Here is a 22,696-nt window from a genome sequence, read left to right as displayed (position 1 = left end):
GGAGCGCACCCCCGTTCGCCGCCAGCGCACGCGCCGTCCGGTGTCGGTGGTCGCGGCTACGCTTCGAACCATGGAGCCAACCCGTGCCGTGCACCCGTTCGAGGTCATCAGCGAGTACAAGCCGAGCGGTGACCAGCCCGGCGCGATCGCCGATCTGAGCGCCCGCATCAACGCCGGCGAGACCGATGTCGTCCTGCTGGGCGCCACCGGAACCGGCAAGTCCGCGACCACGGCCTGGCTCGTCGAGGCCGTGCAGCGCCCCACGCTCGTGCTCGCGCACAACAAGACCCTCGCCGCGCAGCTCGCCAACGAGTTCCGCGAGCTGTTCCCCAACAACGCCGTCGAGTACTTCGTCTCGTACTACGACTACTACCAGCCCGAGGCCTACGTCCCGCAGACGGACACCTTCATCGAGAAGGACAGCTCGGTCAACGCCGAGGTCGAGCGGCTGCGCCACTCCACCACGAACTCGCTCCTGAGCCGCCGCGACGTGATCGTGGTGTCGACCGTCTCGTGCATCTACGGCCTCGGCCAGCCCGAGCAGTACCTCGAGGCGATGGTGGCGCTCCAGGTCGGCCAGCGGGTCGACCGGGACCGCCTCATCCGCAAGTTCGTGTCCATGCAGTACGCGCGCAACGACGTCGACTTCGCCCGCGGCACCTTCCGGGTGCGGGGCGACACGATCGAGATCATCCCGATGTACGAGGAGCTCGCGATCCGGATCGAGATGTTCGGCGACGAGATCGAGGCGCTCTACACGCTCCACCCGCTCACCGGCGACATCGTCCGGAAGCTCGACTCCGTGTCGGTCTTCCCCGGCTCGCACTACGTCGCCAGCCAGGACGTCATGCACCGTGCGATCGACACCATCCAGCAGGAGCTCGAGGTGCGCCTGGCCGACCTCGAGAAGCAGAACAAGCTCCTCGAGGCGCAGCGCCTGCGGATGCGCACGACCTTCGATCTCGAGATGATGCAGCAGATCGGATTCTGCTCCGGCATCGAGAACTACTCCCGCCACATCGACGGCCGCGAGTCGGGCGAGGCCCCGCACTGCCTGCTCGACTACTTCCCGGACGACTTCCTCGTCGTGATCGACGAGTCGCACGTGACGGTGCCGCAGATCGGTGCGATGTACGAGGGCGACGCGTCCCGCAAGCGCACGCTGGTCGAGCACGGCTTCCGCCTGCCCTCGGCGATGGACAACCGGCCCCTGAAGTGGGAGGAGTTCAAGTCTCGCGTCGGTCAGACCGTCTACCTCTCGGCGACCCCGGGCCGCTACGAGATGGGCATCGCCGACGGCATCGTCGAGCAGATCATCCGCCCGACCGGCCTGATCGACCCCGAGATCGTCGTCAAGCCGACGAAGGGCCAGATCGACGACCTGCTCGAGGAGATCAAGCGCCGCACCGAGCGCGACGAGCGCGTGCTCGTCACGACGCTGACGAAGCGCATGGCCGAGGAGCTCACCGACTTCCTCACGGAGGCGGGCGTCCGCGTCCGCTACCTGCACTCCGATGTCGACACCCTGCGCCGCGTCGAGCTCCTCTCGGAGCTGCGGGCGGGCGTCTACGACGTCCTGGTCGGCATCAACCTGCTGCGCGAGGGGCTCGACCTGCCCGAGGTCTCGCTCGTGGCGATCCTCGACGCCGACAAGGAGGGCTTCCTCCGCTCGTCCACGTCGCTCATCCAGACGATCGGCCGTGCGGCGCGCAACGTCTCGGGCGAGGTCCACATGTACGCCGACAAGGTGACGGACTCGATGCGGCTCGCGATCGACGAGACCGACCGCCGACGCGAGAAGCAGGTCGCCTACAACCTCGACCACGGCATCGACCCGACGCCGCTGCGGAAGAAGATCGCCGACATCACCGACGCCCTCGCCCGCGAGGGGGCCGACACCGCCAAGCTGCTCGCCGGGCGCGACGCCAAGAAGAAGAGCCCGACGCCGAACCTGCGCCGTCAGGGTCTCGCCGCGAACGGCGGCAACGACCTCGAGGCGATCATCTCCGACCTCAACGGGCAGATGCTCCAGGCGGCGGGCGAGCTCAAGTTCGAGCTCGCGGCCCGGCTGCGGGACGAGGTCCAGGAGCTCAAGCGCGAGCTCCGCCAGATGGAGAAGGCCGGGCACCTGTCCTGATCGGAGGCGCTGATCCGCAAGGGGAGGGGCCCGCGGATCAGCGCCCAGCGAACGCCACGGGCGATGTCGGTGGCTCCGCATACACTTTCGGAGTGTCGATCCTGAACGCCGTTACGGACCCCTCCTCCACCCCCTCTCCCTCCTTCCACCGCTTCGTCTCCTCGCTCGACGAGTCGTCCTCGAAGCTGGTGGTGAGCGGCGCGCGGGTGCACAACCTGCAGAACGTCGACCTCGAGATCCCGCGCGACTCGATGGTGGTGTTCACCGGTCTCTCGGGCTCGGGAAAGTCCTCCCTGGCCTTCGACACGATCTTCGCGGAGGGCCAGCGGCGCTACGTCGAGTCCCTCTCCGCGTACGCCCGCCAGTTCCTCGGGCAGGTGGACCGGCCGGACGTCGACTTCATCGAGGGCCTCAGCCCCGCGGTCTCGATCGACCAGAAGTCGACGAACCGCAACCCGCGCTCCACCGTCGGCACGATCACCGAGATCTTCGACTACATGCGTCTGCTGTGGGCGCGCATCGGCGTCCCGCACTGCCCCATCTGCAGCGAGCGGATCTCCGCGCAGACCGTGCAGCAGATCGCCGACCAGCTGATGGAGCTCGAGACCGGTACCCGCTACCAGATCCTCAGCCCCGTCGTCTCGCAGAAGAAGGGCGAGTTCGTCGACCTCTTCAAGGAGCTGACCGCGGGCGGCTACTCCCGCGCCATGGTGGACGGGAAGCTCGTCCAGCTGAGCGAGCCGCCGGTGCTCAAGAAGCAGTACAAGCACGACATCTCCGTCGTGGTCGACCGGCTCGTGGCCGGCCCCGACATCCTCGGGCGCCTCACCGACTCGCTCGAGACGGCCCTGCGGCTCACCGACGGCATCGTGCAGATCAACTACGTCGACGGCGAGGGCGACGGCGCCTGGACCACCTACTCCGAGAAGCTGTCCTGCCCCAACAACCACCCGATCTCGCTGACCGAGATCGAGCCGCGGACCTTCTCCTTCAACGCGCCCTTCGGCGCCTGCCCGGAGTGCTCGGGCCTCGGCACGCGCATGTCGGTCGACGACGAGCTGCTGCTCGGCGACCCCGACCTGAGCATCGCCGAGGGCGTCATCATCCCCTGGACCACCCAGGGCAAGGGCCTGTTCCAGTACTACGAAAAGCTGCTCGACGGCCTCTCCCGCGACCTCGGCTTCACGCTCACCACCCCGTGGAAGCGCCTCAGCACCGAGGTGCAGCAGGCCGTCCTCCACGGCGACAACTTCGAGGTCAAGGTCAAGTGGAAGAACCGCTACGGCCGCGAGATGAGCTACACCTCGGGCTTCGAGGGCGTCGTGCCCTACATCGAGCGCCAGTTCGTCCAGGCCGAGACCGACGTCCAGCGCACCCGCTGGTCCGAGTTCCTTCGCGAGGTGCCCTGCCCCGTGTGCAAGGGCTCCCGCCTGAAGCCCGAGGTGCTCGCCGTGCTCGTGCACGGGGCGAGCATCGCGGACGTGGCCGACCTCAGCCTCGGCGACGCCCAGGACTTCATGAGCCGGCTCGAGCTGACCGACCGCGAGGCGCACATCGCCGCGCAGGTGCTGCGCGAGATCCGCGCGCGCATCGACTTCCTCATCGAGGTCGGGCTCAACTACCTCAACCTCTCGCGCGCCGCCGCCTCCCTGTCGGGCGGCGAGGCGCAGCGCATCCGCCTGGCGACCCAGATCGGCTCCGGGCTGACCGGCGTGCTCTACGTGCTCGACGAGCCGAGCATCGGCCTGCACCAGCGCGACAACCGCCGCCTGATCGACACCCTCATCAAGCTGCGCGACCTGGGCAACACGCTGATCGTGGTCGAGCACGACGAGGACACCATCCGCACCGCCGACTGGATCGTCGACATCGGCCCGGGCGCCGGGGTCAACGGCGGCAAGGTCGTGCACTCCGGCTCCTACGAGTCGCTGCTCGAGAACACCCACTCGCTCACCGGCGACTACGTCTCGGGCCGCAAGGCGATCGAGGTCCCGAAGAAGCGGCGGAAGATCGACCGCAAGCGGATGATCAAGGTCGTCGGGGCGAACGCCAACAACCTCCGCAAGGTCGACGCGGAGTTCCCGCTCGGCACGTTCGTCGCGGTCACCGGGGTCTCCGGCTCCGGCAAGAGCACCCTCGTGAACGACATCCTCTACCGCGTGCTCGCCAACCAGCTCAACGGCGCCCGCAAGGTGCCGGGCAAGCACACGCGCGTCACCGGCCTCGAGAACCTCGACAAGGTCGTGCACGTCGACCAGAATCCGATCGGCCGCACGCCGCGCTCGAACCCCGCCACCTACACGGGCGTGTTCGACCGCATCCGCAACCTCTTCGCCGAGACCACCGAGGCGAAGGCGCGGGGGTACCTGCCCGGCCGCTTCAGCTTCAACGTCAAGGGCGGCCGCTGCGAGGCCTGCTCGGGCGACGGCACCATCAAGATCGAGATGAACTTCCTGCCCGACGTCTACGTGGCGTGCGAGGTCTGCGGGGGAGCGCGCTACAACCGCGACACCCTGACCGTGCACTACAAGGGCAAGAACATCGCCGAGGTGCTCGACATGCCGATCGCCGAGGCGGCCGACTTCTTCGAGCCCATCACGGCGATCCACCGCTTCCTCCGCACGCTGGTGGAGGTGGGCCTCGGCTACGTCCGCCTCGGCCAGAGCGCGACCACGCTCTCCGGCGGCGAGGCGCAGCGCGTCAAGCTGGCCACCGAGCTCCAGCGCCGCTCCAACGGCCGCAGCGTCTACGTGCTCGACGAGCCGACGACGGGCCTGCACTTCGAGGACGTCCGCAAGCTCCTCCTCGTCCTCAACGGCCTGGTCGACAAGGGCAACACGGTGATCACCATCGAGCACAACCTCGACGTCATCAAGTCCGCCGACTGGCTGATCGACATGGGTCCCGAGGGCGGCGCCGGCGGCGGACAGGTGGTCGCGGTGGGCACCCCCGAGCACGTGGCGAAGGTCGAGGGCAGCCACACCGGCATGTTCCTCGCCGAGATCCTCGGCTGACGCGAGCGAGAGGCATGGCGCAGACAGTCGACTTCCGGCCGAAGCCGGGTGAGATCCCGACCCTCCCGGGCGTGTACCGCTTCACGGACGCCCGGGGGCGGGTGCTCTACGTGGGCAAGGCCAAGAACCTCCGCGCGCGGCTGAGCAACTACTTCGCCCCGCTGCCGAGCCTGCACGAGCGCACCCGGCGGATGGTCACCTCGGCCTCCGGCGTCGAGTGGACCGTCGTCGGCACCGACGTCGAGGCCCTGCAGCTCGAGTTCACCTGGATCAACGAGTTCGATCCCCCCTTCAACGTCAAGTTCCGCGACGACAAGTCCTACCCCTACATGGCGGTGACGCTCGGCGACGAGGCCCCGCGGGTGATGGTCACGCGGAACGCCAAGATCAGGAAGGCCCGCTACTTCGGGCCCTACCCGAAGATCTGGGCGATCCACGAGACGATCGACCTGATGATCAAGGCGTTCCCGATCAGGACCTGCAACGACTCCAACTACAAGCGCGCCATGCAGAGCGGCAAGCCCTGCTTCGCGTCGCAGATCGGCCGCTGCGGCGGGCCCTGCTCCCACCGCGTCACCTTCGCCGAGCACCGCGAGATGGTCGACCGCTTCGTCGCCTTCATGGGCAGCCACGACCGCCGGATGATCGGCGAGCTCGAGAAGGAGATGCGCGAGGCCGCCGCCGCGATGGAGTACGAGCGCGCGGGGAAGCTGCGCGATCAGGCCGCCGCTCTCGACGCGGTCCTCGCCAAGAGCGCGGTCGTGCTCAAGGACAATGTGGACGTCGACCTCTACGCGATCGTCCACGACGAGCTCGCCGCCTCCGTGCAGCAGTTCCGGGTCCGCGGCGGGCGCATCCGCGGCGAGCGGGGCTGGGTCGTCGACAAGGAGCTCGACATGAGCACGGCGGAGCTCGTCGACACGGCCCTCCAGGCCGCCTACGAGACCGGCGACGTCCCGCCCCGGGAGGTCGTCGTGCCGGAGCTGCCCGAGGACACCGAGGCGCTCGAGGAGTGGCTGAGCGGACTGCGTGGCACGAACGTGCGCCTCCGAGCGGCCCAGCGCGGAGACAAGGCCGCCCTCCTCGAGACGGCGACGCAGAACGCGAAGCACTCGCTGATGCTCTACAAGACCCGCCGCTCCGCCGACTTCACCGCTCGGACGCAGGCTCTGGAGGACATCCGCGACGCCCTCGGCATGAGCGAGGCGCCGCTCCGGATGGAGTGCTACGACGTCTCCCACCTCAGCGGCACCAACATCGTCGCCTCGATGGTGGTCTTCGAGGACGGGCTCGCGCGGAAGGACCAGTACCGGCGGTTCTCCATCGCGGAGTCGACGGACGACACCGAGTCGCTGCACCAGGTGCTCACCCGCCGCCTCGCCTATCTCCGCGAGCCGGTCGAGCCCGCGGCGGTCGACCCCGAGACCGGCGAGGCCAAGCGGCGCAAGTTCTCGTACCCCCCGCAACTGCTGATCGTCGACGGCGGCCAGCCGCAGGTCGCGGCGGCGCAGCGCGCGCTCGACGAGTCCGGGGTGACCGGCATCACCCTCTGCGGGATCGCCAAGCGCCTCGAGGAGATCTGGCTGCCGGACTCCGACTTCCCCGTCATCCTGCCGCGCAACAGCGATGCGCTCTTCCTCTTCCAGCGCATCCGCGACGAGGCGCACCGCTTCGCGATCACCCACCAGAGGACGCGTCGCAAGCGCGACATCTCGTCGCAGCTGGCCGAGGTGCCCGGGCTCGGAGGCACGCGAGTTCGCGACCTGCTGAAGCACTTCGGATCCGTCGCCCGGCTCCGCGAGGCGGGCGAGGCCGAGATCGCCGAGGTCAAGGGCATCGGCCCGACGCTGGCGGGCGCGATCCACGCGCACCTGCATCCGGACGGGTCCGCCGTCGGGGGCACGCCCTAGGCTGGAGGCCCGCGCTCCGGGGGAGAGCGGCCGGTGCCCGGCACCGAGGACACGAGCAGACACGAGCACGGAGAGCGCATGAGCACGGAGAGCGAGCAGCAGGACGTGCTGATCGTCACGGGGATGTCCGGAGCGGGCCGGTCCACGGCCGCGAACGCGCTGGAGGACCTCGGCTGGTACGTCGTCGACAACCTGCCGCCGCAGATGCTGCGCCCGCTGGTCGACCTGGCGCAGCGTGCAGGGGACACGCTGCCGAAGATCGCGGCTGTCGTCGACGTCCGCGGACGCGACTTCTTCGAGGACCTCGGCGACATCGTCCGCGAGCTGCGCGCCGGGGTCGACCTCCGCGTGGTGTTCCTCGAGGCCACCGACGCCGCGCTCGTCCGCCGCTTCGAGCAGGTGCGCCGTCCGCACCCGCTGCAGGGCCGGGGGACCCTCCTCGACGGCATCTCCGCCGAGCGGACGCGCCTCGCTCAGCTGCGGGAGTCGGCCGACATCGTCATCGACACCTCGGACCTCAACATCCACCAGCTGGCCACCAGCATCACCGAGCGCTTCGCCGAGGCCGGCCGCGCGGGCCTCCAGGTCACGGTGATGAGCTTCGGCTTCAAGTACGGGCTGCCGACGGACGCCGACATGGTGGCCGACGCGCGGTTCCTGCCGAACCCGTACTGGATCCCTGAGCTGCGTCCGCACACGGGTCTCGACGAAGAGGTGAGAGACTACGTGCTGGCCCAGCAGGGCGCCGAGGAGTTCATCGACTCCTACTCCCGGGCCCTGCGCCCCGTGCTCGACGGCTACCAGCGCGAGAACAAGCGCCACGCGACCATCGCGATCGGCTGCACGGGAGGCAAGCACCGCTCCGTCGCGGTCGCGGGCCGTGTCGCGGCCCGTCTGGCCGAGCTGCCGGGCGTCGCCGTCAACGTGGCGCACCGCGACCTCGGCCGAGAATGATCCCCGCGCGCTCAGCCGCGCACCCGACGTAAGGAAGACTCCGTGGCCCTCACCGCAGACGTCAAGGGCGAACTGGTCGCGATCGTCTCGCGCAAGAACACCGTCCGTGCCGCCGAACTGGCGACCATCCTCCGCTTCTCCGGAGGACTGCACATCATCTCCAACCGCCTCGCGGTCGAGGTCGAGCTCGACTCCGCCCCGCTCGCGACCCGCGTGCGCCGCGACCTCGCCGAGCTGTACGGCGTCCGCAGCGAGGGCAGCATCGTCTCGGCCGGCGGATCCCGGAGGACCACGAGCTGGCTGGTGCGCGTCGTCGAGGGCGGGGACACCCTCGCCCGGCAGACCGGCCTCCTCGACCAGCGGGGCCGGCCCGTCCGCGGCCTGCCCAACCGCCTCACGACCGGCTCCCGCGAGGAGCTCGCCGCCCTGTGGCGCGGCGCCTTCCTCGCCCAGGGCTCGCTGACCGACCCGGGCCGCTCCGCGGCGCTCGAGATCATCTGCCCCGGCAACGAGGCGGCCATGGCGATCGTCGGAGCCGCCGGACGCCTGGGAGTCCAGGCCAAGTCCCGCGAGGTGCGCGGCGTCCACCGGGTCGTCATCCGCGACGGCGAGAGCATCAGCGCGATGCTCACCCTGATGGGCGCGACCGCGACCGTCGCGAGCTGGGAGGAGCTGCGCCAGCGCCGCGAGGTGCGGGCGACCGCGAACCGCCTCGTCAACTTCGACGACGCGAACCTCCGCCGCTCCGCCCAGGCCGCCGTCGCGGCGTGCGCCCGCGTCGAGCGCGCGATGGAGATCCTGGGCGACGACATCCCCGAGCACCTCCGCTACGCCGGGCGCCTGCGCCTCGCGCACCGCGACGCGAGCCTCGACGAGCTCGGCCACCACGCCGATCCGCCGATGACGAAGGACGCCGTCGCCGGCCGCATCCGCCGCCTCCTCGCGATGGCCGACAAGCGCGCGTCCGACCTCGACATCCCGGGCACCGACGCGAACCTCCCGGCAGAGCTGCAGGACCTGTAGGCCCGGCCGCACGGCGCGCCCCGCCCGGCGAACGCTGAGTGTCTCCTGGTCGAACAACGCAAGCCCTCCGAACGCGGAGGGGCCCCCTCGCTAGACTGATCGGGTCGCTCAGGACACTCCCGGCCCTCCTCCTCCGCCTCGCGGAGGACGCCGAGACGCCGGCGGGTCGCACGGGAGCGACGACCACGAACAGGAGATCGCACATGGCTGACTACACGCTCGCCGAACTGCCCTACGACTACTCGGCCCTCGAGCCGAACATCAGTGGGCGGATCATGGAGCTCCACCACGACAAGCACCACGCGACGTACGTGGCCGGGGCGAACACCGCCCTCGCCTCGCTGCAGGAGGCTCGCGACAGCGAGAACCTCGCGAACGTGAACAAGCTCCAGAAGGACCTCGCCTTCAACCTCGCCGGTCACGTGAACCACACCGTGTTCTGGAACAACCTCTCGCCGGACGGCGGCGACAAGCCCGTCGGCGAGCTCGCCGCGGCCATCGACGACAACTTCGGGTCGTTCGACAAGTTCCGCGCCCACTTCACCGCCTCGGCCCTCGGCATCCAGGGCTCCGGCTGGTCGATCCTCGCCTGGGACTCGCTCGGCGAGAAGCTCATCATCGAGCAGCTCTACGACCACCAGGGCAACCTCGCCGCGGCGACCGTCCCGGTCCTCCTCCTCGACATGTGGGAGCACGCCTTCTACCTCGACTACGTCAACGTGAAGGCCGACTACGTCAAGGCGTTCTGGAACATCGTGAACTGGGCCGACGTCTCCGCGCGCTTCGAGAAGGCCCGCGAGAAGACTTCGGGCCTGCTGCTACTGTCGTAGCGATCTCGGCGTCCCGGGCCCCGCGTCCGGGACGCCCTGTCGCCGGCTTCCACCCCTCCACTGCACCGTCGAGGTGCCTTTCCTCACCAGGAGATATCTGTGTCCGTCAAGATCGGCATCAACGGCTTCGGCCGTATCGGCCGTAACTTCTTCCGTGCAGCCCTCGCCAAGGGCAGCGACCTCGAGATCGTCGCGGTCAACGACCTCACCGACAACAAGGCCCTCGCGCACCTCCTGAAGTACGACTCCATCACGGGCCGCCTCGACGCGACCGTCGAGCTCGACGGCGACCGCATCGTCGTCAACGGCAAGCCGATCATCGTCCTCGAGGAGCGCGACCCCGCGAACCTCCCCTGGGGCGAGCTGGGAGTCGACGTCGTCATCGAGTCGACCGGCCGCTTCACCAAGTCGGAGGACGCGCGCAAGCACATCACCGCGGGTGCCAAGAAGGTCATCGTCTCCGCTCCCGCCACCGGCAGCGACGTCGCGACCCTGGTCCTCGGCGTGAACGAGAACACCTACAACCCCGCGACGCACGACATCATCTCGAACGCGTCCTGCACCACGAACTGCCTCGCGCCGCTCGCCAAGGTGCTGCTCGACAACTTCGGCATCGAGCGCGGCCTGATGACCACGGTCCACGCGTACACCGCCGACCAGAACCTCCAGGACGGCCCGCACAGCGACCTGCGTCGCGCCCGCGCCGCCGCCGTCAACATCATCCCGACCTCGACCGGTGCCGCCAAGGCGCTCGGCCTGGTCATCCCGGAGCTCGTCGGCAAGCTCGACGGCTACGCCCTCCGCGTCCCGGTCCCGACCGGCTCGATCACCGACCTCACCGTCGAGCTGACCAAGCCCGCCACCGTCGAGGAGATCAACGCGGCGTACAAGGCGGCCTCCGAGGGAGACCTCAAGGGCATCCTCAAGTACACCGAGGACCCGATCGTCTCGAGCGACATCGTGACCGACCCGCACTCGTCGATCTTCGACGCGGGCCTCACGAAGGTCATCGGCAGCCAGGTCAAGGTCGCCTCCTGGTACGACAACGAGTGGGGCTACTCCAACCGCCTCGTCGACGTCACCGAGTTCGTCGCCGGCAAGCTCTAAGGGCTGCGCGCAGTGACGCTCCGCACTCTGGACTCACTGGGCTCCCTCGCAGGCAAGCGCGTCGTCGTCCGCTGCGATCTGAATGTCCCCCTGAAGGACGGAACGATCACGGACGACGGCCGCGTGCGCGCGTCGGTGCCCACGCTCCAGCGTCTGGTCTCCGAGGGCGCCCGAGTCGTGGTCGTGAGCCACCTCGGGCGCCCCGAGGGGAAGCCCGAGGCGAAGTACAGCCTCGCTCCCGTCGCCGCCCGCCTCGGCGAGCTGCTCGACGCTCCGGTGGCCTTCGCCGAGGACACCGTCGGGGAGGCGGCCTCGGCCGCCGTCGACGCCCTCGAGGACGGCCAGGTCGTCGTCCTCGAGAACCTCCGGTTCAACGCCGGCGAGACGAGCAAGGACGAGGCCGAGCGCCGCACCTTCGCCGAGAAGCTGGCCGCCTACGGTGACGCCTTCGTCTCCGACGGGTTCGGCGTCGTGCACCGCAAGCAGGCGAGCGTCTACGAGCTCGCCGAGCTTCTCCCCAGCGCCGCCGGCACGCTGATCGCGGCCGAGCTCGAGGTGCTGGAGCGGCTCACCGAGAAGCCCGAGCGCCCCTACGCGGTCGTCCTCGGCGGCTCGAAGGTCTCGGACAAGCTCGGCGTGATCGAGCACCTGCTGCCGAAGGTCGACTCGATCCTCATCGGCGGCGGAATGCTCTTCACCTTCCTCAAGGCCCAGGGCCACGAGGTCGGCGCCAGCCTGCTGGAGGCCGACCAGGTCGACACCGTGCTCGGCTACCTCGCGAAGGCGAAGGAGCTGGGTGTGGAGATCGTCCTGCCGACGGACGTCGTCGTGGCGTCGGAGTTCGGCCCCGACGCCGAGCACCAGGTCGCCTCGGCCGACGCGATCGAGGGCACGCCCTTCGGTGAGAAGGGCCTCGGCCTGGACATCGGACCGGACACCGCCGCGCACTTCGCCGAGATCATCGCGGCGTCCAGGACGGTGTTCTGGAACGGCCCCATGGGCGTCTTCGAGCTCGAGCCGTTCGCGGCGGGCACCAAGACCGTCGCGCAGGCGCTCACCGAGGTCGACGGTCTCAGCGTCGTCGGCGGAGGCGACTCCGCCGCGGCCGTCCGCGCCCTCGGGTTCCGCGACGACCAGTTCGGCCACATCTCGACGGGAGGCGGAGCGAGCCTCGAATTCCTCGAGGGCAAGCGCCTCCCCGGACTGGAGGTCCTCGGATGGTAGACACCACCGCCCGCACCCCGCTCATCGCCGGCAACTGGAAGATGAACCTGGACCACCTCCAGGCCATCGCCTTCGTGCAGAAGCTGGCGTGGAGCCTCAAGGACGCCGATCACGACTTCGACGGCGTCGAGGTCGCGGTGTTCCCGCCCTTCACGGACCTCCGGCCCGTGCAGATCCTCGTCGACTCGGACAAGCTGCCGCTCAAGTACGGCGCGCAGGACGTCTCGAAGTTCGACAGCGGCGCCTACACCGGTGAGATCTCGGGTCAGTTCCTGAAGCAGCTCGACTGCGACTACGTGATCGTCGGCCACTCGGAGCGTCGCACGCTCCACGGCGAGACGGACGCGGACATCGCCGCCAAGTCGGCTGCGGCCCTCCAGCACGGCGTCGCTCCGATCATCTGCGTCGGCGAGACCGCGGAGGACCTCGAGAAGCACGGCCCGTCGGCCGTGCCGGTCGCCCAGTTGAAGGAGGCCCTCACCGGCCTGCCCGCGGACGCCGACCTCGTCGTCGCCTACGAGCCGGTATGGGCCATCGGCTCCGGACAGGCCGCGACGCCCGAGCAGGCCCAGCAGGTCTGCAAGGCGCTCCGCGGAGTCGTCGCCGACGTCCTCGGCGCCGACACCGCCGCGAAGACCCGCATCCTCTACGGCGGCTCCGTGAAGTCCGGCAACATCGCCGGCTTCATGCGCGAGCCCGACGTCGACGGAGCACTCGTCGGAGGCGCCAGCCTCCAGGTCGACGAGTTCGCGGCGATCGCACGATTCCGGAACCACGTCGGGGTCTGAGCTGCTGCGACGAGAGGGCGGGCCCATCGGGCCCGCCCTCTCGTCGTCCACGCCGCTCCCTGCGCGGCGTGGCGCGGTCGGCTTCGCGACGGGGCGCGGTTCCGGGAGCGGGATGCGTCCGGCTACGTCGATCCGCTGGAACGCGGATCACCGGTTCGCCTCGGAAGATCCCACACCGGCTTCGCGCGTTGGCCGGTGCGGGGCTGTCGGCTCGTTGCGGGGTGTCGTCCGAGAGCGCGGCGCGTTCGGCTCGATCGATCCGAAAGTGCGTGGATCACAGGCTCGCGGTCCGGCGACTGGAGAGGTTGTCGAGGGCACCGCGACGAGGCCACCCGCTGCGCCCCTCGACGGACACTCGTATACATCGCCCCGAACACGGGACGACGCATTCCTCGCGGATTCGCAGGCGCCGTTATACTCGTCGGGGCGCGCAACGCGCCAGAACTTCGAAAGGTACCGCGTGGACATCCTCCAGGTCGTGCTCCAGGTCATCCTGGGCATCACGAGCCTCCTGCTCACCATGCTGATCCTGCTCCACAAGGGGCGCGGCGGCGGTCTGTCCGACATGTTCGGGGGCGGAGTCACCTCCAACCTCGGCGCGTCGGGCGTCGCTGAGCGCAACCTGAACCGCATCACCGTGATCCTGGGCGTCGTCTGGCTGGCCTGCATCGTGGTGCTCGGACTCATCACCAAGTTCACCACCGGAGCATAGGGGTACTCGCAATGGCATCAGGCGGCAGTGCAATCCGCGGTTCGCGCGTCGGCGCAGGACCCATGGGCGAGCAGGACCGGGGCTTCCACGCGGAGCGCGTCGCGGTCTCCTACTGGGACGCTCTCGGCAATGAGACGGTGCGCCACTTCTCGGCGGCCCTCCCCGAGGACGAGATCCCCGAGGTGATCGACTCCCCGCAGTCCGGTCTCCCCGCGGGCCGCGACCGGGCGAACCCGCCCCAGGTCGCGAAGACCGAGCCCTACAAGACGCACCTCGCCTACGTGAAGGAGCGCCGCACCGAGGCCGAGGCGGCTCAGCTCCTCGAGGAGGCGCTGCAGCAGCTGCGCGCCCGACGAGGCACCGCGACCCCGTCCTGATCCTCACCGGACGACGAACGACGGAAGGCCCGCCCCCTCGGGGGCGGGCCTTCCGTCGTTTCCGGACCGTGCTCAGTAGCTCGGAGCGATGAGCGACTCGGGGACCTCGGCCGCTGCCTCCTGGTCGACGAAGAACACCGTGCGCTTGCGACCGAACGCGCCCGACGCGGGCACCTCGTTCGTGCTGGCACCCGCGAGCGCGAGACCCAGGGCCGAGGCCTTGTCGGCGCCGGCGAGCACCATCCAGATGCGGTCCGACTGGTTGATCAGCGGCAGCGTGAGGGTGATACGCTCGGGCGGCGGCTTCGGAGAGTTGCGGACGACGAGGACGCCGGGCGTCGTGGAGCGGATCGCGGAGCGCTCGGGGAACAGCGACGCGATGTGCCCGTCCGGCCCGACGCCGAGGAAGGTGATGTCGAAGCGCGGGTAGTCGCGCCCCTCGGAGGCGTGCTCGCGCAGCTCCGCGTCGTAGGCAGCGGCGGCGCCGTCGAGGTCCAGGCCCTCGTCCGAGGCCGGGTAGGAGTGCACGTTCGCCGCCGGCACATCGAGGACGCTGAAGAGGTCCCCGGCCTGGACGTCGTTGCGGTCCTCGTGGCCGCGGGGCACCCAGCGCTCGTCGCCCCACCAGAAGTGCACGCGCGACCAGTCCACGTTGCCGGCGGCGGAGGAGGAGCCGATCTCCTTGAGCGTGGCGGCTCCCATCGTCCCTCCGGTGAGCACGACGTTCGCCGAACCCAGGTCGTCGAGGACGTCGATCGTCTTGGTGAGGAACCGGGCGGCGACCGAGCCGGCGAGGGTCTGCTTGTCGCGGTGGACCAGCACGCGGCGTTCGGTGGTCATCTCAGGGGACTCCTTCGGGTTCGGGTGCCGATCGGCGGGGTTCGGCTCCGTGTCGGGAAGCTCTGAGGTGCGGGCGCCCTGGACGGGCGCCCACACCTCAGGAGGCGCTGCGGGCCTCGGCCTTCTCAGTGAGCATGTCGACCCCGCGCGAGATCACTTCACCGTACAGGTCATCCGGGTCGAGTCGGCGCAGCTCCTCCGCCAGGCAGTCCCGGAGGCTGCGGCGGGGGAGCGAGATGTCGTGGACCGGCTGATCGGGCTGAGTGAGCGTCGCGACGTTGGGCACCGAGCGCTCGAGCTCGATCACTCCGGAGTCGCGGATGAGCCGCACGCCGTGGATCCCGCTGGACCCGGTGGCGCTGATCGTGAGCTCGTGGTCGACGGGGATGTCGAGCTCGAGCTGCAGCCAGGCGGCGAGCAGGATCGTCGAGGGCGAGTCGGCCGCGCCTGAGACCTCGACGGCCGTGATCGGCTCGTAGGGCGGCTGGTCGAGCACGGCGGCGAGCTGCGCGCGCCAGAGGGTGAGGCGGGTCCAGGCGAAGTCGGTGTCGCCGGGGGCGTAGGTGGAGGCGAGGTGGTGCAGCGCCTCCGCCGGGTTCGACTGGGCCGACGCGTCGGTGATCCGCCGGGTGGCGATCCGGCCGATCGGGGACGCGGAGGCGTTGTCCGGAGCGCTGTTCGGCCACCAGGCCACGACGGGGGCGTCGGGGAGGAGGAGGCCCGTGACCAGGCTCTCCTCGTCCTCGGCCGCGTCCCCGTAGGGACGGAGCACGACGACCTCGCTCGCGCCGGCGTCGCCTCCGACCCGGATCTGCGCGTCGACCCGCGCCGTCGCGTCGACCGGGACCGTGGTGGTGCCGTCGTCCTTCGAGACCACGATGACGCGCATCGGGTGCTCTCGGGACGCGTCGTTCGCGGCTTCGATGGCCTCCTCCTCGTGACCCCGGGAGGTCGCGATGATGAGGGTGAGGACGCGGCCGAGGGCGACGGCGCCGCCCTCCTCGCGGATCTTGACGAGGGTCTTCGAGACCTCGCTCGTCGTGGTGTCGGGCAGATCGACGATCATGGACGCCTCCAGGTGCGGCCGTCGCGGGCGAGGAGCTCGTCGGCGGAATCGGGGCCCCATGTTCCGGGGCGGTACTGCTCGGGCTGGCCCTGCGTGGCCCAGAACTCCTCGATCGGGTCGAGGATCTTCCAGGACAGCTCGACCTCCTCGTGCCGGGGGAAGAGCGGCGGCTCGCCCAGGAGGACGTCGAGGATGAGGCGCTCGTAGGCCTCGGGACTCGCCTCGGTGAACGCGTGGCCGTAGCCGAAGTCCATCGTCACGTCGCGCACCTGCATGCCGGCGCCGGGCACCTTCGAGCCGAATCGCATGGTGACGCCCTCGTCGGGCTGGACGCGGATGACGAGCGCGTTCTGGCCCAGCGACGTGGTCTGGCTCTCGGCGAAGAGCTGCTGCGGTGCCCGCTTGAACACGACCGCGATCTCGGTGACGCGGCGGCCGAGGCGCTTGCCGGCCCGCAGGTAGAACGGCACGCCGGCCCAGCGTCGGGTGCCGATGTCCAGGCGCATGGCGGCGTAGGTCTCGGTGGTCGAGGTGGGGCTCATGCCGTCCTCCTCGAGGAAGCCGAGCACCTTCTCGCCGCCCTGCCAGCCGCCGGCGTACTGCCCGCGGGCGGTCGCGGTGGAGAGGTCGGCGGGGAGGCGGACGGCCGCGAGGACCTTCTCCTTCTCCGCACGGAGGTCGGCCGCGTCGAACGAGATCGGCTCCTCCATGGCGGTCAGGGCGAGCAGCTGCAGCAGGTGGTTCTGGATGACGTCGCGCGCCGCTCCGATGCCGTCGTAGTAGCCCGCGCGCCCGCCCACGCCGATGTCCTCGGCCATGGTGATCTGCACGTGGTCGACGTAGTTCGAGTTCCAGAGCGGCTCGTACATCATGTTGGCGAAGCGGAGGGCCAGGATGTTCTGGACCGTCTCCTTGCCGAGGTAGTGGTCGATCCGGAAGACGGAGTCGGGCGGGAAGACCGACTCGACGACGTCGTTCAGCTCGCGGGCCGTCTTCAGGTCGCTGCCGAACGGCTTCTCGATGACGACGCGGCGCCACTGGCCGTCCTTCTGCTCGGCGAGGCCGGAGCTGCGCAGCTGCTCGGTGACCTGCGGGAAGGACTTCGGGGGGATCGAGAGGTAGAAGGCGAAGTTGCCGTTCGTGCCGCGCTCGCGGTCGAGGTCGTCGACGGTCGTCTTCAGGCGGGCGAACGCCTCGGGGTCGTCGAACTCGCCCTGCACGAACCGGATGCCCTGCGCGAGCTGCGCCCAGACCTCCTCGTGGAACTCGGTGCGGGCGTGCTTCTTCACGGAGTCGTGGACGACCTGCTCGAAGTCCTGGTCGTCCCAGTCGCGCCGGGCGAATCCGACGAGGGCGAAGCCGGGGGGCAGGAGGCCGCGGTTGGCGAGATCGTAGACCGCGGGCATGAGCTTCTTGCGGGAGAGGTCGCCGGTCACGCCGAAGATGACGAGGCCGCTGGGCCCGGCGATCCGGTTCAACCGGCGGTCGAAGCTCAACCTCAGCGGGTTGAACTCGGGGGTGATGTCCACAGACATGTGCAGTGTCCTTCTGTGTGCCGGTGGGACCGGCGCACTGCTATCGGTGAGGGAGGGGGAGGAGCGGGCGGGCCCGGCTGCTGCCCCGGGAAGTGGTCGCGGGACGACCGCGGGCACGCCGCCGCGCGCTCGAGAGCGCAACGGCGGCGTGCCCGTCGGATCAGGTGTTGAGGGCCTCGAAGAGCGCCTCGAGGTCGGCCTCGGGGTCGGTCAGCGTAAGGGTCAGCACCGGCCGGCCGTGCTCGGCGAGCACGCTCGCGTCGCCGGCGGCCTGCGCCAGGATGAGCTGGCCGAAGGTGAACGGGCTGTCCGGGATCTCGAGGTCCACGTCGGAGCGCTCGGTGATCTGGAGGAACACGCCGGTCGGGGCCCCGCCCTTGTGGTACTGCCCGGTCGAGTGCAGGAAGCGCGGGCCCCACCCGAAGGTGACGGGGCGCTGGGCCTGCGCGGCGAGGAGGTCGCGCACGCCCTCGAGCTGCGGGAGCGCGAGGCGGTCGACGTACGCCTGGATCGAGACGTAGCCGCCGTCGCCCAGCTGGGCGAGGAGGCGGTCGACAGCGGCGGCGACGGTCGAGACGCCCTCGGTGACGCTGCTGCTGCCGGTGACCTCGATGCCCGCGTCGGTGAACGCGGGCGCCTCGGGCTCGGGGCGCTTCTCGAGCAGGGCCCGGGTCGCGACCTTCGCCGACTCGACGTCGGGCTGGTCGAACGGGTTGATGCCCATAAGGCGACCCGCGACGGCGACGGCGTACTCCCACGTCAGCATCTGAGCGCCGAGCGAGCCGGAGAGGAGGATCTCGCCCTCGTGGCGGTCGCGCGGGAACAGGTGCAGCGCCGTGGCGTCCTCGACCAGGCGGACGACCTGCACGTCGGGCAGGTCCTCCGAGAGCTCGGGGGCCAGCGTGCCGAGGACGACGGGGAGGATGCCCGTGCAGTCCTTGCCGGTGGACTCGGCGATGAGCTGCTCCGCCCAGTCGGCGAAGCCGACGATGTCGGTCCCGTCGGCGACGATCGCGAGCTTGTCGCGGCGCGGGCTGGTCGCGGCGATCGCCGCTCCGAGGATCAGGCCCGGGTTCTCGGGGGAGTCCACGGCGAGCCCGAGGGAGGCCTCGGCCGCCTCGTCGAGGAGGGCCTCGATGTCGGCGCCGGCGAGCCCGGACGGCACGAGGCCGAACGCGGAGAGCGCCGAGAAGCGCCCGCCGATGTTCGGGTCGGCGTTGAACACGCGGTAGCCGGCCTCGCGGGAGGAGGTGTCGAGGGGCGAGCCCGGGTCGGTCACGATGACGATGCGGTCGAGCGGATCGATGCCCGCCTCCGTGAACGCCTTCTCGTAGGCCTTCTTCTGGCTCGCGGTCTCGACGGTCGAGCCGGACTTCGAGGAGATGACGACCGCGGTCGACGCGAGCCGGTCGTTCAGGGCGGCGAGCACCTGGCCGGGCGCCGTCGAGTCGAGCACGGTGAGCTCGACGCCGGCGGTGCGGGTGATGACCTCGGGCGCGAGGGAGGAGCCGCCCATGCCGCCGAGGACGATGTGGTCGACGCCCTTGGCCTGGAACTCCTCGCGCAGGGCGAGGATCTGGGGGATCAGGGGGCGGGAGACGGTGGTCGACTCGGTCCACCCGAGGCGCTTGGCCGCCTCCTCCTCCGCCGCGGCGCCCCACAGGGTGGGGACCTGGGCGGTGATGCCGGACGCGACCTCGTCGGCGACGAGCTCCGGGACGACGCGGTCGACGGCCTTCTCGGCGTCTCCGCTGACGTGGATCTGGATGGCCATGATCAGGCCTGCGCCTTCGCGCCCTCGAGCGCCGCGGTGACGGTGTCGAGCAGCTCGTTCCAGGAGACGATGAACTTCTCCACGCCCTCCTTCTCGAGCAGCTCGGTGACGTCGGCGTACGAGACGCCCTGCGCCGCGACGGCGTCGAGGACGGCGTTCGCGTCGGCGTACGAGCCGGTGACGGTGTCGCCGGTGATGACGCCGTGGTCGAAGGTCGCCTCGAGGGTCTTCTCGGGCATCGTGTTGACCACGCCGGCCGCGACGAGCTCGGTCACGTAGAGGGTGTCGGGGAGGTCGGTCGACTTGACGCCGGTCGAGGCCCAGAGGGGGCGCTGGCGGTTGGCGCCGGACTCCTGGAGCAGCAGGGCGCGCTCGGTGGCGAACGCCTCGACGAAGACCTCGTAGGCCAGCTGCGCGTTGGCGACGCCGGACTTGCTCTTGAGGGCGCGGGCCTCGTCGGTGCCGACGGCCTCGAGGCGCTTGTCGATCTCGGTGTCGACGCGCGAGACGAAGAACGAGGCGACGGAGTGGATGGTCGACAGGTCGATGCCGGCGTCCTTGGCCTTCTCGAGGCCGGCCAGGTACGCGTTGATGACGGCGCGGTAGCGGGCGAGCGAGAAGATCAGGGTGACGTTCACCGAGATGCCGGAGCCGATGACCTCCGTGATGGCCTCGAGGCCCTCGACGGTCGCGGGGATCTTGATCATCGCGTTGGGGCGGTCGACCTTGGCCCAGAGGGCCTTGGCCTGCTCGATGGTGCCCTGGGCGTCGTGCGCCAGGCCGGGCTCGACCTCGATCGACACGCGGCCGTCGTAGCCGTTGGTCGCGTCGTAGATCGGGCGGAAGATGTCGGACGCCGCGGCGACGTCGTCGGTGGTGATCTCGAAGACGGCGTCGGTCACCGAGGTGCCGGCGGAGGCGAGCTCGCGCACCTGGGCGTCGTAGGACTCGCCGTTGGTCAGGGCCGCGGCGAAGATCGTGGGGTTCGTGGTGACTCCGACGACGTTCTTCTCCTCGATGAGCTTCTGCAGCCCTCCGGTGGAGATGCGCGAGCGGGAGAGGTCGTCGAGCCAGATGCTGACGCCGGCGGCGGAGAGCTCTGCGGTGGGGGTGTTCTCGGTCATGTCTCTTCTTCTTCTGCGTAGGTGGTGCGTGGTGTGAGGGGGAGCCGCTGCTCCGACGGCGAAGGCCGCGTCCGTGGTGGACGCGGCCTTCGGGTCAGGAGGCTGCGAGCGACTCCTTGGCGGCGGACAGTGCCGCCTCGGTGGTGATCCCGAACTCGCGGAACAGGGTCTTGTAGTCGGCCGAGGCGCCGAAGTGCTCGATCGAGACGGAGCGGCCGGCGTCGCCGACGTACTTCTGCCAGCCCAGGCTCAGGCCGGCCTCGATCGAGACGCGCGCCTTCACCGAGGAGGGCAGGACCTTCTCGCGGTACTCGGCGTCCTGCTCCTCGAACCACTCGAGGGACGGAGCCGAGACGACGCGGGCGTTGACGCCCTCGCTCCTCAGGGCCTCGCGCGCCTCGACGGCGATCTGGACCTCGGAGCCGGTCGCGATGAAGATCACGTCCGGGGTGCCGCCCGGCGCCTCGGCCAGGATGTAGGCACCACGGGCGACGTTCGCGGCGGAGGCGAAGGTCTCGCCCTCCGCGTCGCCCTCGCCGCGCTCGAACACCGGGATGTTCTGACGGGTGAGCGCGAGGCCGGCGGGGCCCTCGCGGCGCTCGAGGATGGTCTTCCAGGCGTAGGCGACCTCGTTCGCGTCGCCGGGGCGGACGATGTCCAGGCCCGGGATCGCGCGGAGGGTCGACAGCTGCTCGACCGGCTGGTGCGTCGGGCCGTCCTCGCCGAGCGCCACGGAGTCGTGGGTCCAGACGTAGATGGCCGGCGCCTTCATGAGCGCGGCGAGACGGACCGCCGGGCGCATGTAGTCGGAGAAGATCAGGAAGGTGCCGCCGAAGGGGCGGGTGTTGCCGTGCAGGACGATCCCGTTGAGGATCGCGCCCATGGCGTGCTCGCGGATGCCGAAGTGCAGCACGCGGCCGCCCTTCTTCCCGGTCCACTCGTGGGTCGAGAACTCCGTCGGGACGAAGGAGCCGGCTCCCTCGATCGTCGTGTTGTTCGACTCGGCGAGGTCGGCGGAGCCGCCCCACAGCTCGGGGATCACGCCGGCGAGGGCGTTGATGACCTTGCCGGACGCGGCGCGGGTCGAGACCTCCTTGCCGGGCTCGAAGACGGGGAGCGCCTCCTGGACGCCCTCGGGCAGCTCGCCCGAGAGGACCCGGTCGAGCAGCTCCTTCTTCTCGGGGTTCGCGGACGCCCAGGCGGCGAGCTGCTCGTCCCACTCGGCGTGCTGGGCCTGGCCGCGCTCGACGGCCTTGCGGGTGTGCTCGATGACCTCGTCGGCGACGTCGAAGGTCTTCTCGGGGTCGAAGCCGAGCACCTCCTTGAGTCCGCGGAGCTCGTCGGCGCCCAGGGCGGAGCCGTGGATCTTGCCGGTGTTCTGCTTCTTCGGCGACGGCCAGCCGATGATGGTGCGCAGGATGATGAGCGACGGCTTGTCGGTCTCGCCCTTCGCGGCCTCGATCGCGGCGTGCAGCTCGGCGACGTCCTCGTGGTACTCGCCGGTCTTCTTCCAGTCGACGACCTGGACCTGCCAGTCGTAGGCCTCGTAGCGCGCCTTGACGTCCTCGGTGAAGGCGATGTTGGTGTCGTCCTCGATCGAGATCTGGTTGGAGTCGTAGATGACGACCAGGTTGCCGAGCTTCTGGTGGCCGGCCAGGGAGGAGGCCTCGCTGGTGACGCCCTCCTGCAGGTCGCCGTCGCCGGCGATCACGTAGACGAAGTGGTCGAACGGGGAGGTGCCCGCGGCGGCCTCCGGGTCGAACAGGTCGCGCTCGAAGCGCGAGGCGTAGGCGAAGCCCACGGCGGAGGCGAGGCCCTGGCCGAGCGGTCCGGTGGTGATCTCGACGCCGTCGGTGTGGCCGTACTCCGGGTGGCCCGGGGTCTTCGAGCCCCAGGTGCGCAGCGCCTTGAGGTCGTCGAGCTCGAGTCCGTAGCCGCCCAGGTAGAACTGGACGTACTGCGTCAGCGAGGAGTGGCCGACCGACAGGATGAACCGGTCGCGGCCGATCCAGGTCGCATCGGACGGATCGCGGCGCATGACCTTCTGGAACAGGAGGTAGGCGGCGGGCGCGAGGCTCATGGCGGTTCCGGGATGGCCGTTGCCGACCTTCTCGACCGCATCCGCGGCGAGAACCCTCGCCGTGTCGACTGCCTTCTCGTCAATGGATTCCCATTGCAGTTCTGACACTTGGTACTGACCCTTCTCGAGACGTGGGGCAGACGGGGACCGTCCGCCCTCTCGCATGGTGGAGCACGCCGCATGACGACTTCGACACGATGC

General features: G+C 70.0%; 17 protein-coding genes. 11 read left to right on the top strand and 6 right to left on the bottom strand.

What is annotated here, in order from left to right:
* Positions 1 to 70 precede the first annotated feature (70 nt).
* The 11 genes from uvrB to C5B93_RS07140 all read left to right on the top strand — a co-directional run bounded on the left by uvrB (position 71) and on the right by C5B93_RS07140 (position 14,076).
* A complete protein-coding gene (gene uvrB, locus C5B93_RS07190; RefSeq protein ID WP_104221901.1) occupies positions 71 to 2,137 on the top strand; it encodes an excinuclease ABC subunit UvrB in 2,067 nt (688 codons plus the stop codon).
* 188 nt (positions 2,138 to 2,325) lie between these two features.
* Positions 2,326 to 5,151 carry an excinuclease ABC subunit UvrA gene (gene uvrA, locus C5B93_RS07185; RefSeq protein ID WP_244229661.1) on the top strand — a complete coding sequence of 942 codons (2,826 nt, stop codon included), beginning with the start codon at positions 2,326 to 2,328 and terminating at the stop codon, positions 5,149 to 5,151.
* 14 nt (positions 5,152 to 5,165) lie between these two features.
* Positions 5,166 to 7,061: an excinuclease ABC subunit UvrC gene (uvrC, locus tag C5B93_RS07180; protein ID WP_104268633.1), complete on the top strand. Its 1,896-nt coding sequence runs from the start codon at positions 5,166 to 5,168 to the stop codon at positions 7,059 to 7,061.
* A gap of 78 nt (positions 7,062 to 7,139) precedes the next feature.
* Positions 7,140 to 8,015, top strand: coding sequence for an RNase adapter RapZ (gene rapZ / locus C5B93_RS07175; protein WP_097166020.1), 876 nt, complete (start codon positions 7,140 to 7,142; stop codon positions 8,013 to 8,015).
* Positions 8,016 to 8,057: 42 nt separating this feature from the next.
* The gene (whiA, locus tag C5B93_RS07170) at positions 8,058 to 9,038 is read left to right on the top strand and encodes a DNA-binding protein WhiA (RefSeq protein ID WP_104221905.1); all 981 of its coding nucleotides are present in this window, start codon (positions 8,058 to 8,060) and stop codon (positions 9,036 to 9,038) included.
* Positions 9,039 to 9,241: 203 nt separating this feature from the next.
* Positions 9,242 to 9,868 carry a superoxide dismutase gene (locus C5B93_RS07165; RefSeq protein ID WP_104221907.1) on the top strand — a complete coding sequence of 209 codons (627 nt, stop codon included), beginning with the start codon at positions 9,242 to 9,244 and terminating at the stop codon, positions 9,866 to 9,868.
* A gap of 99 nt (positions 9,869 to 9,967) precedes the next feature.
* Positions 9,968 to 10,975, top strand: coding sequence for a type I glyceraldehyde-3-phosphate dehydrogenase (gene gap, locus C5B93_RS07160; protein ID WP_104292114.1), 1,008 nt, complete (start codon positions 9,968 to 9,970; stop codon positions 10,973 to 10,975).
* 12 nt (positions 10,976 to 10,987) lie between these two features.
* Positions 10,988 to 12,199, top strand: coding sequence for a phosphoglycerate kinase (locus C5B93_RS07155; protein WP_104257823.1), 1,212 nt, complete (start codon positions 10,988 to 10,990; stop codon positions 12,197 to 12,199).
* Positions 12,193 to 12,987 carry a triose-phosphate isomerase gene (tpiA, locus tag C5B93_RS07150; RefSeq protein WP_104292113.1) on the top strand — a complete coding sequence of 265 codons (795 nt, stop codon included), beginning with the start codon at positions 12,193 to 12,195 and terminating at the stop codon, positions 12,985 to 12,987. The genes C5B93_RS07155 and tpiA overlap by 7 nt, the downstream gene beginning before the upstream one ends.
* A gap of 460 nt (positions 12,988 to 13,447) precedes the next feature.
* The gene (gene secG / locus C5B93_RS07145) at positions 13,448 to 13,699 is read left to right on the top strand and encodes a preprotein translocase subunit SecG (RefSeq protein ID WP_104221915.1); all 252 of its coding nucleotides are present in this window, start codon (positions 13,448 to 13,450) and stop codon (positions 13,697 to 13,699) included.
* Between the two features lie 11 nt (positions 13,700 to 13,710).
* Positions 13,711 to 14,076, top strand: a complete 366-nt coding sequence (locus C5B93_RS07140) for an RNA polymerase-binding protein RbpA (RefSeq protein WP_055791968.1) — start codon at positions 13,711 to 13,713, stop codon at positions 14,074 to 14,076.
* 72 nt (positions 14,077 to 14,148) lie between these two features.
* Here C5B93_RS07140 and pgl read toward each other — a convergent pair whose 3' ends face one another.
* The 6 genes from pgl to tkt all read right to left on the bottom strand — a co-directional run bounded on the left by pgl (position 14,149) and on the right by tkt (position 22,603).
* A complete protein-coding gene (gene pgl, locus C5B93_RS07135; protein ID WP_104292112.1) occupies positions 14,149 to 14,916 on the bottom strand; it encodes a 6-phosphogluconolactonase in 768 nt (255 codons plus the stop codon).
* Between the two features lie 97 nt (positions 14,917 to 15,013).
* The gene (locus tag C5B93_RS07130) at positions 15,014 to 15,982 is read right to left on the bottom strand and encodes a glucose-6-phosphate dehydrogenase assembly protein OpcA (protein WP_104221919.1); all 969 of its coding nucleotides are present in this window, start codon (positions 15,980 to 15,982) and stop codon (positions 15,014 to 15,016) included.
* Positions 15,979 to 17,517: a glucose-6-phosphate dehydrogenase gene (zwf, locus tag C5B93_RS07125; protein ID WP_104221920.1), complete on the bottom strand. Its 1,539-nt coding sequence runs from the start codon at positions 17,515 to 17,517 to the stop codon at positions 15,979 to 15,981. The genes C5B93_RS07130 and zwf overlap by 4 nt, the downstream gene beginning before the upstream one ends.
* A gap of 160 nt (positions 17,518 to 17,677) precedes the next feature.
* Positions 17,678 to 19,291, bottom strand: a complete 1,614-nt coding sequence (locus C5B93_RS07120) for a glucose-6-phosphate isomerase (RefSeq protein ID WP_104292111.1) — start codon at positions 19,289 to 19,291, stop codon at positions 17,678 to 17,680.
* A 2-nt stretch (positions 19,292 to 19,293) separates the two neighbouring features.
* Positions 19,294 to 20,415 carry a transaldolase gene (gene tal / locus C5B93_RS07115; protein ID WP_104221924.1) on the bottom strand — a complete coding sequence of 374 codons (1,122 nt, stop codon included), beginning with the start codon at positions 20,413 to 20,415 and terminating at the stop codon, positions 19,294 to 19,296.
* 94 nt (positions 20,416 to 20,509) lie between these two features.
* Complete coding sequence (gene tkt / locus C5B93_RS07110) at positions 20,510 to 22,603, bottom strand: transketolase (RefSeq protein WP_104221926.1); 2,094 nt, start codon at positions 22,601 to 22,603, stop codon at positions 20,510 to 20,512.
* Between the last annotated feature and the right edge of the window lie 93 nt (positions 22,604 to 22,696).

Source organism: Rathayibacter sp. AY1A2 (genome assembly GCF_002930935.1).
In the GTDB taxonomy this organism is placed as follows: domain Bacteria; phylum Actinomycetota; class Actinomycetes; order Actinomycetales; family Microbacteriaceae; genus Rathayibacter.
The sequence above is the reverse complement of the archived record's forward strand: the minus strand, read 5'-3'. Positions and strand labels throughout refer to the sequence as shown.